The 15,543-nt window shown below is 62.9% G+C and carries 16 protein-coding genes; 9 read left to right on the top strand and 7 right to left on the bottom strand.

Features of this window, described 5'->3' with window-relative positions; all coding sequences use genetic code 11:
- The first annotated feature begins 93 nt into the window (after nt 1-93).
- Nucleotides 94-1,371 carry a DNA double-strand break repair nuclease NurA gene (locus tag NJU76_RS10440; RefSeq protein WP_254528233.1) on the top strand — a complete coding sequence of 426 codons (1,278 nt, stop codon included), beginning with the start codon at nt 94-96 and terminating at the stop codon, nt 1,369-1,371.
- 257 nt (nt 1,372-1,628) lie between these two features.
- On the opposite strand, the gene NJU76_RS10435 is transcribed toward NJU76_RS10440, so the two are convergent.
- Nucleotides 1,629-1,970 (bottom strand): DUF7113 family protein, encoded by a 342-nt coding sequence (locus NJU76_RS10435; protein ID WP_254528231.1) that lies wholly within the window; start codon nt 1,968-1,970, stop codon nt 1,629-1,631.
- A 410-nt stretch (nt 1,971-2,380) separates the two neighbouring features.
- On the opposite strand from NJU76_RS10435, the gene NJU76_RS10430 reads away from it, so the two are divergent.
- The 3 genes from NJU76_RS10430 (at nt 2,381) to NJU76_RS10420 (ending at nt 5,912) form a co-directional block, all read left to right on the top strand.
- Nucleotides 2,381-3,007, top strand: coding sequence for a DUF7344 domain-containing protein (locus tag NJU76_RS10430; RefSeq protein ID WP_254528230.1), 627 nt, complete (start codon nt 2,381-2,383; stop codon nt 3,005-3,007).
- A 166-nt stretch (nt 3,008-3,173) separates the two neighbouring features.
- Nucleotides 3,174-3,983 carry a cohesin domain-containing protein gene (locus NJU76_RS10425; RefSeq protein WP_254528228.1) on the top strand — a complete coding sequence of 270 codons (810 nt, stop codon included), beginning with the start codon at nt 3,174-3,176 and terminating at the stop codon, nt 3,981-3,983.
- A 57-nt stretch (nt 3,984-4,040) separates the two neighbouring features.
- The gene (locus tag NJU76_RS10420; protein ID WP_254528226.1) at nt 4,041-5,912 is read left to right on the top strand and encodes an ATP-binding protein; all 1,872 of its coding nucleotides are present in this window, start codon (nt 4,041-4,043) and stop codon (nt 5,910-5,912) included.
- Between the two features lie 36 nt (nt 5,913-5,948).
- On the opposite strand, the gene NJU76_RS10415 is transcribed toward NJU76_RS10420, so the two are convergent.
- Complete coding sequence (locus NJU76_RS10415; protein ID WP_254528224.1) at nt 5,949-6,584, bottom strand: alpha/beta hydrolase; 636 nt, start codon at nt 6,582-6,584, stop codon at nt 5,949-5,951.
- 114 nt (nt 6,585-6,698) lie between these two features.
- On the opposite strand from NJU76_RS10415, the gene NJU76_RS10410 reads away from it, so the two are divergent.
- A complete protein-coding gene (locus NJU76_RS10410) occupies nt 6,699-7,535 on the top strand; it encodes a PspA/IM30 family protein (RefSeq protein ID WP_254528221.1) in 837 nt (278 codons plus the stop codon).
- A gap of 208 nt (nt 7,536-7,743) precedes the next feature.
- A complete protein-coding gene (locus tag NJU76_RS10405) occupies nt 7,744-8,091 on the top strand; it encodes a hypothetical protein (RefSeq protein WP_254528220.1) in 348 nt (115 codons plus the stop codon).
- A 48-nt stretch (nt 8,092-8,139) separates the two neighbouring features.
- Here the strand turns inward: NJU76_RS10405 and NJU76_RS10400 are convergent, their stop codons facing one another.
- A complete protein-coding gene (locus NJU76_RS10400; RefSeq protein WP_254528218.1) occupies nt 8,140-8,649 on the bottom strand; it encodes an FxLYD domain-containing protein in 510 nt (169 codons plus the stop codon).
- Between the two features lie 231 nt (nt 8,650-8,880).
- Between NJU76_RS10400 and NJU76_RS10395 the strand changes: the two genes are divergently transcribed.
- Nucleotides 8,881-9,975: a DUF7972 family membrane protein gene (locus NJU76_RS10395; protein ID WP_254528216.1), complete on the top strand. Its 1,095-nt coding sequence runs from the start codon at nt 8,881-8,883 to the stop codon at nt 9,973-9,975.
- A gap of 165 nt (nt 9,976-10,140) precedes the next feature.
- Here NJU76_RS10395 and NJU76_RS10390 read toward each other — a convergent pair whose 3' ends face one another.
- Nucleotides 10,141-10,575: a bis(5'-nucleosyl)-tetraphosphatase gene (locus tag NJU76_RS10390; protein ID WP_254528213.1), complete on the bottom strand. Its 435-nt coding sequence runs from the start codon at nt 10,573-10,575 to the stop codon at nt 10,141-10,143.
- A gap of 183 nt (nt 10,576-10,758) precedes the next feature.
- Here NJU76_RS10390 and NJU76_RS10385 point away from each other — a divergent pair, with 183 nt between their 5' ends.
- Together NJU76_RS10385 and NJU76_RS10380 are read left to right on the top strand one after the other, a co-directional pair.
- Nucleotides 10,759-11,094: an uS10/mL48 family ribosomal protein gene (locus NJU76_RS10385; protein ID WP_254528210.1), complete on the top strand. Its 336-nt coding sequence runs from the start codon at nt 10,759-10,761 to the stop codon at nt 11,092-11,094.
- A gap of 69 nt (nt 11,095-11,163) precedes the next feature.
- A complete protein-coding gene (locus NJU76_RS10380; protein WP_254528208.1) occupies nt 11,164-12,444 on the top strand; it encodes an amidohydrolase in 1,281 nt (426 codons plus the stop codon).
- Between the two features lie 164 nt (nt 12,445-12,608).
- Here the strand turns inward: NJU76_RS10380 and NJU76_RS10375 are convergent, their stop codons facing one another.
- The 3 genes from NJU76_RS10375 to NJU76_RS10365 all read right to left on the bottom strand — a co-directional run bounded on the left by NJU76_RS10375 (nt 12,609) and on the right by NJU76_RS10365 (nt 15,461).
- Nucleotides 12,609-13,412: a DUF4397 domain-containing protein gene (locus NJU76_RS10375; RefSeq protein ID WP_254528206.1), complete on the bottom strand. Its 804-nt coding sequence runs from the start codon at nt 13,410-13,412 to the stop codon at nt 12,609-12,611.
- Between the two features lie 283 nt (nt 13,413-13,695).
- The gene (locus NJU76_RS10370; protein ID WP_254528204.1) at nt 13,696-15,102 is read right to left on the bottom strand and encodes a geranylgeranyl reductase family protein; all 1,407 of its coding nucleotides are present in this window, start codon (nt 15,100-15,102) and stop codon (nt 13,696-13,698) included.
- Nucleotides 15,103-15,308: 206 nt separating this feature from the next.
- Entirely contained in the window at nt 15,309-15,461 is a 153-nt protein-coding gene (locus tag NJU76_RS10365) for a hypothetical protein (protein WP_254528203.1), read from the bottom strand.
- Between the last annotated feature and the right edge of the window lie 82 nt (nt 15,462-15,543).

Raw genomic sequence — 15,543 nt, 5'->3', positions numbered from 1 at the left:
ATGTTTTCTGATAGTTATTTACCCGCCCTCGAGTTACCATCTCGTGGTGGCACGACCACTGGCTTTTTGCGGGTTCGGCGGGAGCCATTCTGCATGACGCTCGATCCGGTCCACTTCGACGGAATCGCGCGACTCGCGAAACGGATCGACCACGGGACCGACGAGCGTGACCGCCGCGCCTTCGCCGAGACCGTCTGGGAGTCGTTTCTGGACCCGCTCGTTCAGGACGGCCGAACGATCCTCGAGCCGATCGACGAGCGGGCGCGGCGGGTCGTCGACCGCGAGGCGGTCGCGTTGCGTCAGCGAGAATTTCCGACCGAACACGGTCTCGACGCGGGGACTATCAATCCGACAGCCTTCAAAAACGGACTGGTCATCGATATCGCACAGGCGGCGATGAGCGCGACGCCGAGTGATCTCGACCTCCACCGGTCTCGAACGACGGTGATGACGGTCCACTCGAACGACGAGACGATGACCGTCGACGAGACGTGGGGGAAATTCGACGATGGATACAGCCGGAGCCGAGCGGTTAAGATACCACCGCTGCCGCGGTTCGCCGAAGGCGTCGTCCACGCGCTGGCGCTGTACCTCGCTGAAAGTACCCACGCCCGCGACCACGCAACGGCGGTGACGGACCTGCTCGTCCTCGACGGACCGCTTTATCCGCGCGGCCTGCTTCGGTGGGCCGACCAGCATCCAGACCTCACCGATTTCCTGCTCGACGATCCGCGACCGACGACGGTCCTCGAGAACTACGTCCGGCTCGTCGAGGACTTCGCCGAGCGGGGCGTTCCGCTCGTCGGATTCGTCAAAAACCCCACGACGCGAGTCCTGACACGAACGCTCAAGTCGAAACGGGACGCCAATCTCAGCGTCCCGTGGAGCAACGACTCGGGGCTTTTCACCCGCCTCCTCGAACGCGGCGACTACGTCGACGACGTCGACGGCGAGCGCTGGGACCGAGAGACGTCGACACTTTCGTACACGAACTGGTTCCGTTCGCGAGGCGGTGTCGACCGACCGCTGTCGATCGACGGTGACGCATACGGCGTCGAACGGCACCTCGAGCACGCGGCCTACGAGGTGACGTTTTTCGTCATCTACGACCCGCGCGACGACTTACTCTATCGTGTCGAGGCACCCTACGCGTTCACGCGGGATCCGGACACGCGAGAACGGATGACGATGCAACTGTTACAGGACGTCGCCGTCGCACACGGACCGCCGACGATTATCGGGAAAGCGGACGAACTCGCCCGGATCGCGAGCCCCGAAAAAGCGTCGCTCCGCGAGACGCTCGAGGAGCGATTCGACGCGACACAGGATCGAACCTACGACGACCACCGCTGGGACGAACAGCCGTACTGACCGGTGTTAGAAGTGTGGACTCGAGTGATCGAGAGGGATTTGTTTCCGTCGACGAGCTGCCGATCGGCAACTCGCCTCGTCCGACGCACCGATCGTTTGCGTGTTGGGCCAGCCGACGAACCGGTCCGGGTCGCGAGCGCAGTCACGCGATGAACCGGACGAGGCGCGATAAATGGAGCGCGACGAGACGGCTGACAGCGCCTCCGAGAACAATTCGACCGCCGTGACCCCCCATCGTCAGCGCATAGGTGGGACGCTCAATACGATTCGGCGTCGGTTTTCTCGACCTCGAGAACCACATCGTCGGGGTCGACGCCGATTCTGGCGAACTGGGTTCGAATGTGTTCTCTGGCTCCGTCGAGCGCCTGGTCGCGAGTGTCGAAACCCCGAGGCATGGGCGATTCGAATGCGAGGTTGACCTCGCGGCCGTCGACGAGCTGGGTCGTTCCGCCGCTGTCGACTTCGTAGAACTCGTCACAGACCCAGACGTACGCGGCGTCTTCGTCCGGGGCACCCCTGAACGACGGGGCTCGTTCACCCCGTTCGTACAGCGTCCCGGTGAGTTCCGTTCCGCCAGCGCGACCGCGTACCATGAGCATACCTTCTAGTACGGGTCGTGAACGCAAAAGTACCGTGGAACCGACCCAGATTTCGCGACTCTGCTCCCCGACACGCAGAGCCAATGTTCCCGCCTCCGGCCGCCCGCCGAAGCGCTGCTTGAGTGTCCGACGGTGACGTTCGTCGAGCCCATTCAGACAGTCCGTATATATATCATCATATTTACAGGATCGGTCGATACCGACGAGGGCCGAATCACCACCGCATGGAAGTCCGGTTGAAATGACTTTTCCGAGCATACCTCATACCAATTTCCATAAGAAATACCCTATAATTGCCGTTTTCGGCAGTTTCAGCGAGTTATGCAGTTGTTACTCCTGCAACAGAGAACATAGGGAACCAAATCGTTTTGGAAATGGGCTTATGCCGGTTGCAGAACTGGAACTGAGTAATGGGTTCGAACGCTCATCGCGGCGGTGATAATATACCCGAGCCACTGTCAGATGTGCCAACAGAGTGTTACGATGTCCTTCGTCATCCCCGACGGCTTCGTATTCTCGAAATCCTCGGGTCCCGGACGGTTCGACTATCGCTGTCGGAACTGACGACGGAATTGCTCGAGCGAACGACTGCCCCCTCGAACGGTAAGGGACGACACGAGGTTCGGACGAGCCTCGTTCACAACCATCTGCCGCGACTTGAGTCGTACGACATCGTCGACTGGGACGATGATGGCGTCACGCTCGTCGACGAACCGCCGGTTCACCCCGCCGATCTCTCTACGGTCCTCGAACTCTGCGACAGCGAGAACGCCGAAAGGCTGCTCGAGACGCTCGTCGATCCCGTTCGAATGCGCCTGCTTTACCTGCTCGAACTGACTGATCGACCGCTGACGCTCGAGCAACTTGCAGGCCAACTCAGCGCCAGCGACCGCGAGCCGTTCGCCGATCAGACCAGTGCGAAGATCGCACTTCACCACTCTCATCTGCCGGCGATGGCGGACGTCGGTGTGATCAACTACGACCGCGAATCCCAACTCGTAACGCGATACGACCACGTCGCGTCGATTAGCCAGTAGGTGCCGAAACCGTCCACGCGTCGCCACGGCAGAGACATCGTACGGAGCGTTCGCTCGTTTTTTCGCCCGACGCCGGCTCTCGGCCGCTCGACGGGCGCACCACCGCACACGTGACCGGGTCAAAACCGGTAAACTGTTTCGTCCCCTATCGAGAACCATCCGAGCGATGCGTTCCGAACGTGACGACCCCGGCCGCCGTTTCGAGCGTCGAGCGAGAGAGAGACGGACCGCCATCCTCGTCGCGGGGACGACCGTTCTACTCACACTCTCGATGGTGGGTATCGTCGGAACAGTGACCGCGATCGACCAGGTCGCGATCCTGTCGCCGGACCGATCGCAACCCGAGGTCGCGCCCGGCGACACGATCGAAATCGACGTCACGTTACAGAGCCGAGGTGGTCACGGCGGCGAGGGCGTGTCGAACGTCACGCTGGTCGCCCAGTACAACCCCGAATATCTAGAGATTACCGACGTCGAACGGGGTCCGTGGCTCGAAGGAAACAACACCGAAATTCACGCCGGTGCGGCTGTTGCCCACGAGCAGGGAACCGCCGTTCTCGAGCAGCGCCGCGTGCCAGCTGCCGGGGGGGCGACCGGAAACGGAACGATCGCGACGCTGACCGTCCGGGTCGCAGCCGACGCGCCGACAGGGACGACGACGATTTCGTTCGACCACAGCGACATCGACTTCACTGGCGACTACCCCCCGTACGTTCAGGACGAGTCCGTGACCGTCGCGATCGACGGTGGCGACGAGCCCCTCGAGTCGTTCGACCACGCCGACCCCAACGACCTGGCTCTCGATCCTGAACTCGCCGAGTCGAATTCGGCTGCTGGCTCGAACGAATTAGATGGAAAAACGGCCGAAAACGGCGGTGAGGAGCCGATTCCTGGCTTTACGCCCGGCTTCGCGCTCGCAGCGATCGCGCTCGCGGTGGTCGGACTGTGGGCCGGTCGATACGATCACCGCACGTGAACAGTCAGTCCAGCTGGAGGGAAACGCGTTTTACGGATGAGACCAGATTGGATTGATATGACCGATCTGGGAGACTTCGGCGATTTCAGCGCCGACGCCAACTCCGATGACGGCGCGGCGGCCAGCGGAGCAGACTCGTCGACGACGTCTTCGGGGTCCGAAGAAACGACGAGCGCGACGTCGACGACCGACGACACGACCGACATGTTCGAATCGACGACGGTCGAGCCCCGGGGTGAAGACGTCGGCATCGGCGCAATCTGTGTCTCCCAGGGCCTGCGCGTCGCCGAGGACGGCGACGAGACCACGCTCCGAGCCTACGTTATCCGCGGCAACCGGTCGTCCATCCGCCTCGGGAGTTACCTGCTGGCACCCTATCCCGACGGGTCGGGGTCGGCCGCCAGCGAGACGCTGTTCTGCCGGATCACAAGCCTGGAGTACGCCCAGCAGTATCACGCGAACGACGCGACGGAAATCCACGCCAGACGAGCGATGCGAACCGACGGGATCGACGAGACGGATTACAAGTTCGTCGCGAGCCTCGAGCCGGTCGCCATCCTCTACGACGACGACGGCGAACTCAAGCGACGGATGACCGATCGGGTGCCGAAACCCCAGACGGTGATCCGACAGGCCGAGGACACCAAAGAGATCAAGACCGGGTTAAAGATACCCGACGACGGGGTATTCATGGGCCATCTCTCGGTCGGCGGCGAGAAGGTTCGAACCGCCGCGTCGCCGCCAACCATCGATTACCGGCTGAAAGACGACTACGACGCGGGCGATCCGCTGGTCTTTCGCCACACGCTCGTCGCCGGCGGGACAGGGTCGGGCAAGACTCACGGCGCGAAGAACATCCTGCGGCAATACCTCGACGCCGACCGGACCTACCCGATGGACGACGGTCGACGGATTACCCCGGCGGTCGTCCAGTTCGATCCGCAAGACGAGTACGCCCAGATGCACGACGACAATCCCGACATGGGCGACGAGTTCGCCCGGCGACTCGAGCGCGAGGGTATCGCCTACGGTGGGCACGACGATACGACGGCATTCATTCCGACGGTCGGCTCGGCGTCGTACGCAGCGGGTCATCACCGCGCCGAGCAAGTCGAGTTCACGATCCCGTTCTCGATGGTCCACGACAACCCGTGGCTGGTCGCGGGCAGCGGACTGAACGATAACCAGTACGGTGCACTCGTCAGCGTCCTCCTGCCACGGTTCCGCAAACAGTATGGAAACGGGGGGACCTACGAGGAGTTCACGACGTTCCTCGACGACCCCGCGCTTCGCGAAGAGTTAGACGAGTCCGGACGCGTCCACGAGGCGACCTTCGACGCGGTCCGACGGCGCGTCCTCGGATTCGGTCACGTTTTCGATCAGCACGCGCGCCCGATCACGGACTTGGTCCACGAATTCGTCCGGCCAGGCGGACTCACCGTCGTCCCAACCTACCACATCAACGATAGTCGCGCGACCGAGGCGATCGTCCTCGCAGTTTCGTCGCTCATCATCGATCAGAAACTCTCGAACGATCCGACGTACGACCGGATCAAGGAGACGCCGCTCGTCCTCGGGATGGACGAAGCCCACAACTTCCTGACCGACGCCGACTCCGTCCAGGCGGGGAAAGTCATCAAAAAGTTCACGGAAGCCGCCAAACAGGGCCGCAAGGAGCGCCTCGGCCTCTTTCTGATAACCCAGGATCCCCAGGACATTCACGACGCCGTTTTCAAGCAAATCAACACCACTGTCGTCCTCAACCTCGGCGACGAGGACGCCATCAAGAGCGTCAACATCCCCAGCAAACTCGAGTCGAAAGTGCCCTACATGGAGACGGGCCAGATGGTCGTCTACTCGCCGGACAACTCCGAACCCGTCGAACTGATCGGCCTCCCGACGTGTCTGGTCAGACACGGACGAGACTGAAATCGAAGTCCGGAGTCCCGAAAGTCCCCACCGTGACTACGCCGACGCGAGTAACGTCCGCTCGAAAAACGCCCCCACCGTGCTCGCGATTTCGTCGCGGTCCCCGAAGAAGAAGTGGTCGCCCGAGTGCGCCGTGACCTCGTCACCACGGTCCCGGGCGCGCTCGACGATTGGTTCCCAGTCGACGGTCGTATCGCGCTCGCCGTACAGGACGTGAACGGGGACTTCGATCGACGACAGCGCTTCGATCGCGTCGAGATCGTTGCCGAGCCGGGCCGTCGGAGCGAGGGCGGCGACGGCGTCGGGGTCGGGATCGACGTCGGCGGACGCGAGGAGCGCCTGCGTCGCGCCGAAACTGTAGCCAAAGACGCCGACGGGGAGACGGCTGTCGGATTCGCGATCGCCGTCGCTCCAGTCGCTCGCCCATCGGACGGCGTTTCGAACGTCCTCCCGTTCGCCGTATCCGTCGTCCCACGGGCCGTAGTCGAAGCGCAGACACGCGATACCGATCCCACAGAGTACATCACTGACGGCGACGAGTCGCTGGTCGCTACGCGAGCCGCCGTGTCTGGGATGCGGCGGACAGGCGACGACGATTGCGGTCGTCCGGCCGTCAGGTTCGTCGAGCGTCCCCCGGACGTCGCGAGCGCCGGAGAGCAGAACATCGGTCATGGGTACCTTCACACACTGCCGGCTAATCAAATCGACGAGCTACGGACGACCTCACAGGAGACCGACTGTTACCGAAGTGATGTTTTTAAGGCCGGAGAACCATACGTTGCGAGTATGGGCATCCTCTCGCGCACTTCCTACGTCATCCGGTCGAAGATCAACTCGGTGCTCAACCGGGCCGAGGATCCGACCGAAACGCTGGACTATTCCTACGAGCAGATGCGAGATCAGCTCCAGCAGGTCAAACGCGGCATCGCCGATCTGACGACGCAGAAAAAGCGCCTCGAGATGCAGAAACGCCGCCTCGAGGAGAACGTCGAAAAACACAACGATCAGGCGCGGACGGCGGTCCAACAGGACCGAGAAGATCTGGCGCGACGTGCTCTCGAAAAGAAGAAGACGAAGATGAACCAGATCGATGATCTGGAGCGCCAGATTTCGGACCTGCAGAGCCAGCAGGACAGTCTGATCGACCAGAAGAACGAACTCCAGACCCGAATCGAAGAGTTCCGGACCAAGAAGGAGACGATGAAGGCACGCTACGAGGCCGCCGAGGCGAGTTCCACGGTTTCGGAAGCGATGACGGCCACGGGCGAAGAGTTCGAGGACGTCGGCCGCGCCATCGAACGCGCCGAAGAGCAGACTGAGGACATGGAAGCCCGCTCGGCCGCGCTCGACGAACTCCACGAAACGGGCGCGTTCGAGGACGTGATGTCCGACAAGGACAATATCGACCGGGAACTCGAGCAACTCTCGACCGACAGCGGCGTCGAAGCCGAACTCGAGACCCTCAAGTCCGAAATGGGCGAGGGTGAACCCGAGCCGGAACCCGAATCCGACGTCGAGTCCGAGGCCGACGTCGACGAGGAGGACCTGACTGACCTCGAGTCCGGCGATCAGGAAGACGTCGAGGCCGAACTCGCGGAGCTTCAGGACGAGGAAAACGCCTGATTGAACGACCTGTAACGCCGAGTCCGGTCGAACGGAGAGCGGACGGCCGATATCGCGCGAGTATCGCGTGGCATTTCGTATGTCAAATCAAGTGACGTTGCCCACACTGGAATCGGACGTGTTTCCCGTACCGTTCGAGCAAAATCATCGGTTCACCTGACTGTAAATAGGAGAAACGGTTACCATCGTTCGTAGACAACGGTCTCACATGAGTGAAACATCTGCGTTCGATTCAATCTCGCGAACCGACACGGTAGTTCTGCTCGGAGTAGCCGCGCTCGCTCGCGAGGACGAGACGCCGGTCCAGACGCACGACCTTCGAAAGCACTGCCAGCAGCACCTTTCGACCGTCGAAACGGAAGTCGTCGGCACGATTACGGAAGCGGATGTCACTCGATCGCTCTACCAACTCGAGGAGGTGGGCCTCGTCGACGAGAACGAGCCGACGGCGACGTCGCCGACGGGGAAAGGGCGACCGGCGTACACGCTCACCGTCAGTCCGGACGTGGTTTACGAGGAGGTCGACGACGACCTCGTGGACGGATCGTCGGAGTGACCGAGACGGAGGCAAACGCAGCAAGTGCGTGGTCGGGAGTCGCGTGGATCAGGACGGAGTTCCTAGCACGGCGATATCGTACTCGGCGACGTCCGAGGGTGACTCGAGGACGATGACCTGAAACTCCCAGGTCGAGCCGGCGTTTAAGTCGCCGGTACTGGCGAAATATCTGCCGAGCTGGTTGCCCGCGTCGTCGTATACCCGCGTCCGCACTTCGACGATCTGAACCCGATTCGATCCTCCGTTCTCGACGGTCCCCTGAATGGTCGAGCCGAGATAGCCGTCCTCGACGACGAATTGATGGGACGTCAACGAGAGGGAGTCGAGGGGCGTCGCCGTCGTACTCGGTTCTCCTTGCGCGAGCGCCGCCGCCGTAGACATCTGGCTCGCCGTCCGATTGGAACGATTGCTGGTGTTGAGATTGCCGACGGTGCCATCTTCGTAGGCCGGCTTCCCGCCGATGGCGTCGCTGCCTGTACAGCCGGCGACTGCGGTCGCAATACCTGCACCGATCGACGCGAGCAGTCCGCGTCTGCTTGGTGGGTCCGAACGGGACATTATCGCCGGCTCGATGTCCGCAAGCGGTCGTCGGTATCAGGCACGGTTCCGTCTTCGAGCATATCTCACATGGAGGTCACGGGCGCCTTTCAGTGTAGGCCTTGAATCGCCAGCTACCGTCGGTGACGGTCGCGACGCACCGGTTATCTCAGCGACAGTCACGACGCAGTCGTTCCCCTGCCGATGTGTGCAACGCAGCCTCTTATTGCTGGGTCGGTGGAACATCTCGCTATGGTGTCATCCGAGAACGACGAGCGGCTCGAGTCATACGGGGCCGATATCGGCGCTCGATCCCGGCCGTTCCCACGGGCTCGGGAATGGCTGTTAGTCGAGGGCGACCGGGTGGTCCTCACAGGCCTCCTCTCAGTCGTCGTCTTCGTCGTCTTGCTCGGTCTTCACGAAGTCGGCTTCATTTCGTTCGTCAACCCGAACTCCGTGACGCGGGTGGCGAGCGGCATGATCGCGGGGACGTTCTCCCTCGTAACGCTCGTAGTCTCGATCAACCAGCTGATCCTCTCACAGGAATTCGCGACGGCTGGATCGGCCCAGGAACGACTCGAGTCGGTCATCGACTTCCGTGCGGACGTCGCGGACGAAGCATCGGTCGCCGCGAGTCCAGTTTCGCCGACGAAGCTGCTCGAGTTGCTCGTCGAATCGATTTCACGGGACGCCGCTGCGGTCACCGACGCAGTCGCCGATCACGACGAGGAGGTGCGACGTGCGGTCACTCGATACACGAGCACCGTTCTGTCCGAAACCGAACGAATCGACGAGACGCTCGAACACACGTCTTTCGGCACGTTCAGGGCCGTGTTGGCGGCGACCAACTACGACGAAGACTGGCAGTTGTACGTGGGCACTCGTCTCCGGCGCACGTACGACGACTCGCTCTCGCCGGCCACAATCGAACGGTTCGAGGACCTGCTCGAATCGCTGAAACTGTTCCACGTGGCCGGCGAACAATTCAAGACGACGTACCTGCAGCGGGAGTTGACCCGGTTCTCGCAGCTGACGGTCTACTGTGGTGTCCCGTCGATCCTGTCGGCGATACTCATCGGTCTCCTCTACGCCGATATCACCGGTCCGAGCATCAACATCGCCCTCCTTCCGTACGTCTCGATCGGGCTGATCAGTATCGTTCTCTCGCCGCTCGCACTCCTCGTATCGTTCATCCTTCGAACGACGACGGTTACGCGCCGAACGGCATCGACTGGCCCGATGCTCCCCCAGAAGGGTCCCGAAGAAGGGCCGTTCGACGTGACCGACGACGGGGGGATACCCGACAGCAAAGCGGGAGCTACTCGAGAGGGACGGGATCATCGGTGAGGACCAGATCCTCGGTGCTGGGAGGAGTGCTGATGCTGGTCGTCTCCCTCTTCCGATCGTCCTTCCCGCGACGACGGGGCCTCCTCATACGGACTACTGTACGTCATTGCCGGTGCAACCGCGACCGTCCTGCGGTGCACCGGTACATCGGTACAGCAGACCGTATCAGTTCGCCTCGTCCTCGGTCTCGTCCAGGAAACTGTGGGCTTCTTCCAGGATTTCCCGCGGACCGTCCTGTGTGACGGTGTTTATCGCCTGTTCGTAATCGCGCCACTGCAGGTCGCGATGTTCGTTCGAGAGTTCAGCACTGGCCTCGAACGACTTCGCGATGAAGAGGTGAACGGTCTTGTGGATCGTTTTGCCGTTCGCCTCGAAGACGTAATCGTAGTCCCTGCGAAAGCCGTCGAGTAGTCGGAACTCTTCGATACCTGCCTCTTCCGTTACTTCGCGGATCGCCGTCTGCTGTAGTTCTTCATCTCCTTCGACACCGCCCTTGGGAAACTCCCAGTCGCCTGGGCGGCTCTTGAGTAGAAGATACTCGCGCCGGCCCCGCGTATCGCGGAAGAGGATCGCGCCTGCGCTCGTAGCTTCAACTGCCATTAAGTGGCCTAGTAGGTGCGACGTTAAGAGAATATCGAACTGTTGATCCAACGAACACTGATTGCGAAATCGAGTATCACGCTGTCGGACGCGAGACGACCACAGTCGTACACGGTGGGGGATCCCCACGACCGTCTCTCAGCAAGTTTTTACGCGCCGACCGTGGATAATTCCACAACACCCATGACCTTCGTTACGCGTCTCACCCTCCAAAGCGGTGATCGAGCGGCGCTCGACGGGATCGTCGAAGACATCAAATCGACCGCCGAACGAAAAGGGGCGGCACTGAAAGGCCCACACACCCATCCACCGGAGAGGCTCTCAGTTCCGCAGTGCTGTCGGCTCCACGCCGACGACGACCGTCGATTTTCCTCCTGGGACTACACCGTCTTTACCCGCGAACTCGAGATACACGGCCACGACGAACTCGCGCGCAATATCGCCGCGCAGAACTTCCCCGACTCGATCCACATCGAAGCCGAAGTCGAACAGATACATGGCGCAGGCCGCGGAAACTGACCGCCGACACGTCGTCTCGGGGAACAACCGATGACAGGGCTTTTTGTCGCCCCCCCTCGATATCGGGATATGACCGCGGACGATCTCGTTTCACTCCGACGCGACCTGCACCGGAAACCGGAACCCGCCTGGCGCGAATTCTACACGACTGCCCGAATCGTCGACGAACTCGAATCACGGCTCGGCGACGAACTCGACGAACTCCACGTCGGCCCGGACGCTATCGCAGGCGGCCAGCGGATGGCCGTTCCCGAGGAGACGGACCTCGCTCACTGGTACGACCAGGCTCGAACCGACGGCGTCGACGAAGCGGTTCTCGAGCGACTCGAGGGAGGATATACCGGCGTCGTCGCCGTCCTCGAGCGCGGCGAGGGGCCGACCGTCGGCCTTCGCGTCGACATTGACGGGCTTCCGCAAGCGGAGTCGACCGATCCGGCACACCTGCCGGCGGCCGAGGGCTTTCGCTCCGAACACGAGGACGCGATGCACGCCTGCGGCCACGACGCCCACGCGACGATCGGGGTCGGCGTCCTCGAACAAATCGCCGACAGTGACTTCTCTGGTACCCTGAAGGTATTCTTCCAGCCCGCGGAGGAGGTCGTCGGCGGCGGCAAGGCGATGGCCGAGAGCGACCACATCCGCGACGTCGACGCGTTGCTCGCCGTCCACATCGGTCTGGACCATCCGACCGGCGAAATCGTCGCGGGGATCGACGGGTTCCTCGCAGTGTCACACCTCGAGGCGACGTTTACGGGCGAGTCAGCCCACGCCGGCGGCCACCCGGAGCAGGGACGCAACGCCGTCCAGGCGATGGCGACGGCGGTACAGAACCTCTACGGGATTCCACGGCACAACGACGGGAAGACGCGCGTCAACGCCGGCGTCGTCGAGGGCGGCAGCGCCGCCAACGTCATCCCCGACGAGGTCCGTATCGTCGCCGAGATCCGCGGCGAGACGACCGAGCTACTGGAGTACATGAAACACCGGACTGGGCGGGTTCTCCGGAGCGCCGCCGAAATGCACGACTGTGAGGTCGATATCGAAACTGGCGCGGAGGCCCCGAGTGCGACCAGCGACCAAGAACTCGTCTCGGTCGTCGCGGATGTCGCGAGGGAGACAGCGGGCGTCGAGCGGATCGTCGAGCGCGACGAACTCGGGGGCAGCGAGGACGCAACCTTCCTCATGCAGGCGGTCCAGCGAAACGGCGGGACCGCCTGCTACGTCGGCGTGGGCACCGACCACCCCGGCGGACACCACACCGCGACGTTCGACGTCGACGAGGCGAGCATCCAGCACGGGATCGACGTGCTGGCTGGAGCGGTCGAGCGGGTCACGCTCGAGCGACCCTGATCTCGATCGCTCAGCGATTCGAGTCGAGTACCTCCGCGGCGGATCGAGTTCGCGGTCGAGAATCGATCGACGCGTCGGACGGTCTGCTGTACCGGTGCACTGGTGCAACCGCAGGTCGGTCGCGGGTGCACCGGAAATGACGTACAGTAGTCCGTATCAGACGATCAGCACTCGGCCATCGACTCCTCGTCGTGGGTCTCCTCCCCCGGAACGTCTGCGACGACCTCGAGGTCGAACGCCTCGTCCGCGGGAGCAGCGTCGGGTTCGAGGTAGCCGACCGCGAAGGCCGTGGAGACGCTCCCGGCCGCCAGAGCGACGTCGAACTCGGCGACGACCTCCCCATCGTTACAGTTGGTCGCGGGCCGTACCTCGAGGGTGTACTCGCCGGCTGGCACCTCGAGCGCGCCGGCCTCGCCGAAGGCGACGTTCTCGAACAGGACCGTCTCGCCGCCACCGACGGTGACGTCGACCGCCGGAGCGTCCGGCGAGGCGTGGACGAGTCGCACGCGGGCGTTCTCGCCGGGGTCGCTGAGGTCGTCCTCCAGCACGGTCGGTGCGAACGGCTGATTCTCCTCGGAGAGTTCGCCGAGCGCGGCGATCGTAAACGCCCCTTCGGCGATTTCGAGTTCCTGATCGAACACGACGGTCTCGGGGTCGTCGGTCGCCGAGATGGCGACGTTCGCGGTCCCGACGGGGAGCTCGAGGTAGTCGCTCACCGCGCGAAACGGAACGTCCGAGAGGACGGTCTCGCCGTCGACTGCGACGTCGACGTTCGGCGCGTCGGGCGAGAGGTGGGCCGCGCGAACGCGAGCAGTCGTCGTGGCTTCCTCGTCGTGATTACTGTCCGATTCCTGTCCGCTGTCACCTGCGTGGTCGTCGCTCGCGGCGCCGAAACTACCGGCCACCAGGCCGGCTCCTGCGGTTCCGATCAGCGTCAGCGTGCGTCGCCGGGTATGTCCTTGGGACATGGAAACGAGTTGGGTACCATCGGGATTATGGACTGTCCCTAACAACGCAAAATCACTGTCGACGACAGAGACTGTCGGGTGCGCGCTTCGACGGAGAAGAGGGTTCCCGGCCGCGCGGCGTAACGCTCGACACGTATTCTCCGAGTACCGGGAGCGTCGACTCCCGGTTCGGCGGGGGGAGACGCGGTGCGCACCGCTACCCGCCGCGAGCGCGAAAAGAACGCGCGGCGGTCTCTCGAGGGGGCGTCGAGGGCGCTGTCGCGTCCGCGGCGCGACTGGCCGCTCAGTACTTCGGATCCGCGCCAGTCGTCTCGTACACCTTCCCCATCAGTTCGTCGCGTCGGCCCTGCCAGTCCGCGAGCCCCGCCGGGCTCGAGGGGTAGTCCTCGTAGTGAGAGAGCAGTTCGTCGGCGCGGCGCTTCGTCTGATAGAGGTTCCAGATCGTGCCCCAGTGACCGCGGCTCTTGAGCAACGCCTCGAGTTTGAGTTTGAGGCCGATATTCGTGCTCCCGGAGTAGAGGGCCTCGGCGAGTTTGTCGCCCGGCATCGCGGCGAGCAGCCCCATGAGGTCGTCTACGTCGACGGCGGTCGAGAGAATGTTGTAGACGTCGAGTGCAGCGTAGCGGGCGCCGTAGTGGTCCATCACGCGCTCGTTGTACCGCCAGAAGGTGTCTTCGCCGTAGTCGTTCGTCTCGAGGGCCTCGACGGCCTGTTCGGCGGCGTACTTGCCGGCGTACGCGGCGCCGGCGATGCCACCGCCGGTCGTGGGGTTGACGTGTCCCGCGGCGTCACCGACGGCCATGTACCCCGGGTGGACCGCCGAGTCGTACGGCCGGCGAGTGGGCAAGGCAGCGCCGAGTTTGTCCTCGACCGTCGCACCGGCGAACTCGGGGCGGTTCTCGAGGTCGCGTTTGAGGTCGTCGACCAGTTCCATGGGCTCCTCGGTCATCTGGAAGCCGAGTCCGGCGTTGATCTCCGTCTCGGTGCGCGGGAAGTACCAGAGGTAGCCCGCAGCCCGCTCGGTCGGCTTGAAGACGAGCGCGTCGTCCCACTCGACGGGTTCCTCCACGTGAACGATTTCCCGGTATGCCGAACAGAAGTGCGTGTAGTTGACGTTGGTATCGAACGTCGACCCCGAGAAGTCGACGTTATCCTGCAGGACGGAGAGCGAACCCGCGGCGTCGATGACGATGTCCGCCTCGTAGGTGATTGGATCACCCGCGCGGATCGCCTCGACACCCGTGACGCGACCGTCGTCGGCCTGGACGACGTTCGTGACGACGGTGTCGTAGTGGAAGTCGACGCCGACATCTCCCGCGCCTTCGATGATCCGTCGACCGTACTCCCACCGGTCGATGACGGCGAGTTCACCCGGAACCGGTATCTCGAGGACGGTGTCCTCCTGGGGAATCTCGAAGCGGCCGTGGTCAACGCCCGTATTCGTAAAGGCCGGCTCAAGTTTCGACTTCGGGATCGCCTCGGGGAAGGCGTCGGCGCCCTTCAACGCGTCCCCGCAGGCGATGTGGCCCGCCTCGGTTTCGGATTTTCGATCGAGGACGACGACGTCGTACCCCTCGCGCGCGACGGTCGCGGCGGCGTAGCACCCTGCAGTTCCGGCCCCGACGACGACGACGTCCGGCGACTGTGTCCGGGTCGTCGCGGCGGCGGCCGACTGCTCCTGCATACTCATACTCACACTGTGGACGCCGCGGTAAGAAAACGTTTTATCAAGTGAGGCGATTCTCCGTACAGACTACGGGTGTGAATCCCTCGCTTGTACTGACGGTCGTCCACACACCGGAAATCGGGAGATCGAGATCGACTAGAACCGAGAGGGACCGCCTGCGAGGCGACGATCAACCACGTGATCAGGAGTGCGTTGACGAACGCACCGGTTCAGATCCGGCTGGCACCGTGGAAGAAGTACGTCGATACCGCCGCGATGACCAGCAGCACGGCGAGGAACTGCAAGGCGACGATCGTCTGCAGCCGTGAGGCCCCGAGAAGCCTCACTTGTTTTCGTGTCGACAGCACCGATGTGAGTACCATCTGATCTCGATTGAAAACGAACATTGGTAGTAATACCATTCATCAGAGATACCGGCATCGGTAAACTGGTGCGAGAAGGGTC

The organism is Natrinema gelatinilyticum (genome assembly GCF_024266705.1).
Classification (GTDB): domain Archaea; phylum Halobacteriota; class Halobacteria; order Halobacteriales; family Natrialbaceae; genus Natrinema; species Natrinema gelatinilyticum.
This window is presented reverse-complemented; position numbering and strand designations above follow the sequence as displayed.

Excerpts from the sequence above, each read along its gene's own strand:
- NJU76_RS10440 (WP_254528233.1), top strand. The coding sequence starts at position 94 with ATGACGCTCGATCCGGTCCACTTCGACGGAATCGCGCGACTCGCGAAA.
- NJU76_RS10435 (WP_254528231.1), bottom strand. The coding sequence starts at position 1,970 with ATGCTCATGGTACGCGGTCGCGCTGGCGGAACGGAACTCACCGGGACG.
- NJU76_RS10430 (WP_254528230.1), top strand. The coding sequence starts at position 2,381 with ATGGGTTCGAACGCTCATCGCGGCGGTGATAATATACCCGAGCCACTG.
- NJU76_RS10425 (WP_254528228.1), top strand. The coding sequence starts at position 3,174 with ATGCGTTCCGAACGTGACGACCCCGGCCGCCGTTTCGAGCGTCGAGCG.
- NJU76_RS10420 (WP_254528226.1), top strand. The coding sequence starts at position 4,041 with ATGACCGATCTGGGAGACTTCGGCGATTTCAGCGCCGACGCCAACTCC.
- NJU76_RS10415 (WP_254528224.1), bottom strand. The coding sequence starts at position 6,584 with ATGACCGATGTTCTGCTCTCCGGCGCTCGCGACGTCCGGGGGACGCTC.
- NJU76_RS10410 (WP_254528221.1), top strand. The coding sequence starts at position 6,699 with ATGGGCATCCTCTCGCGCACTTCCTACGTCATCCGGTCGAAGATCAAC.
- NJU76_RS10405 (WP_254528220.1), top strand. The coding sequence starts at position 7,744 with ATGAGTGAAACATCTGCGTTCGATTCAATCTCGCGAACCGACACGGTA.
- NJU76_RS10400 (WP_254528218.1), bottom strand. The coding sequence starts at position 8,649 with ATGTCCCGTTCGGACCCACCAAGCAGACGCGGACTGCTCGCGTCGATC.
- NJU76_RS10395 (WP_254528216.1), top strand. The coding sequence starts at position 8,881 with ATGGTGTCATCCGAGAACGACGAGCGGCTCGAGTCATACGGGGCCGAT.
- NJU76_RS10390 (WP_254528213.1), bottom strand. The coding sequence starts at position 10,575 with ATGGCAGTTGAAGCTACGAGCGCAGGCGCGATCCTCTTCCGCGATACG.
- NJU76_RS10385 (WP_254528210.1), top strand. The coding sequence starts at position 10,759 with ATGACCTTCGTTACGCGTCTCACCCTCCAAAGCGGTGATCGAGCGGCG.
- NJU76_RS10380 (WP_254528208.1), top strand. The coding sequence starts at position 11,164 with ATGACCGCGGACGATCTCGTTTCACTCCGACGCGACCTGCACCGGAAA.
- NJU76_RS10375 (WP_254528206.1), bottom strand. The coding sequence starts at position 13,412 with ATGTCCCAAGGACATACCCGGCGACGCACGCTGACGCTGATCGGAACC.
- NJU76_RS10370 (WP_254528204.1), bottom strand. The coding sequence starts at position 15,102 with ATGAGTATGCAGGAGCAGTCGGCCGCCGCCGCGACGACCCGGACACAG.
- NJU76_RS10365 (WP_254528203.1), bottom strand. The coding sequence starts at position 15,461 with ATGGTACTCACATCGGTGCTGTCGACACGAAAACAAGTGAGGCTTCTC.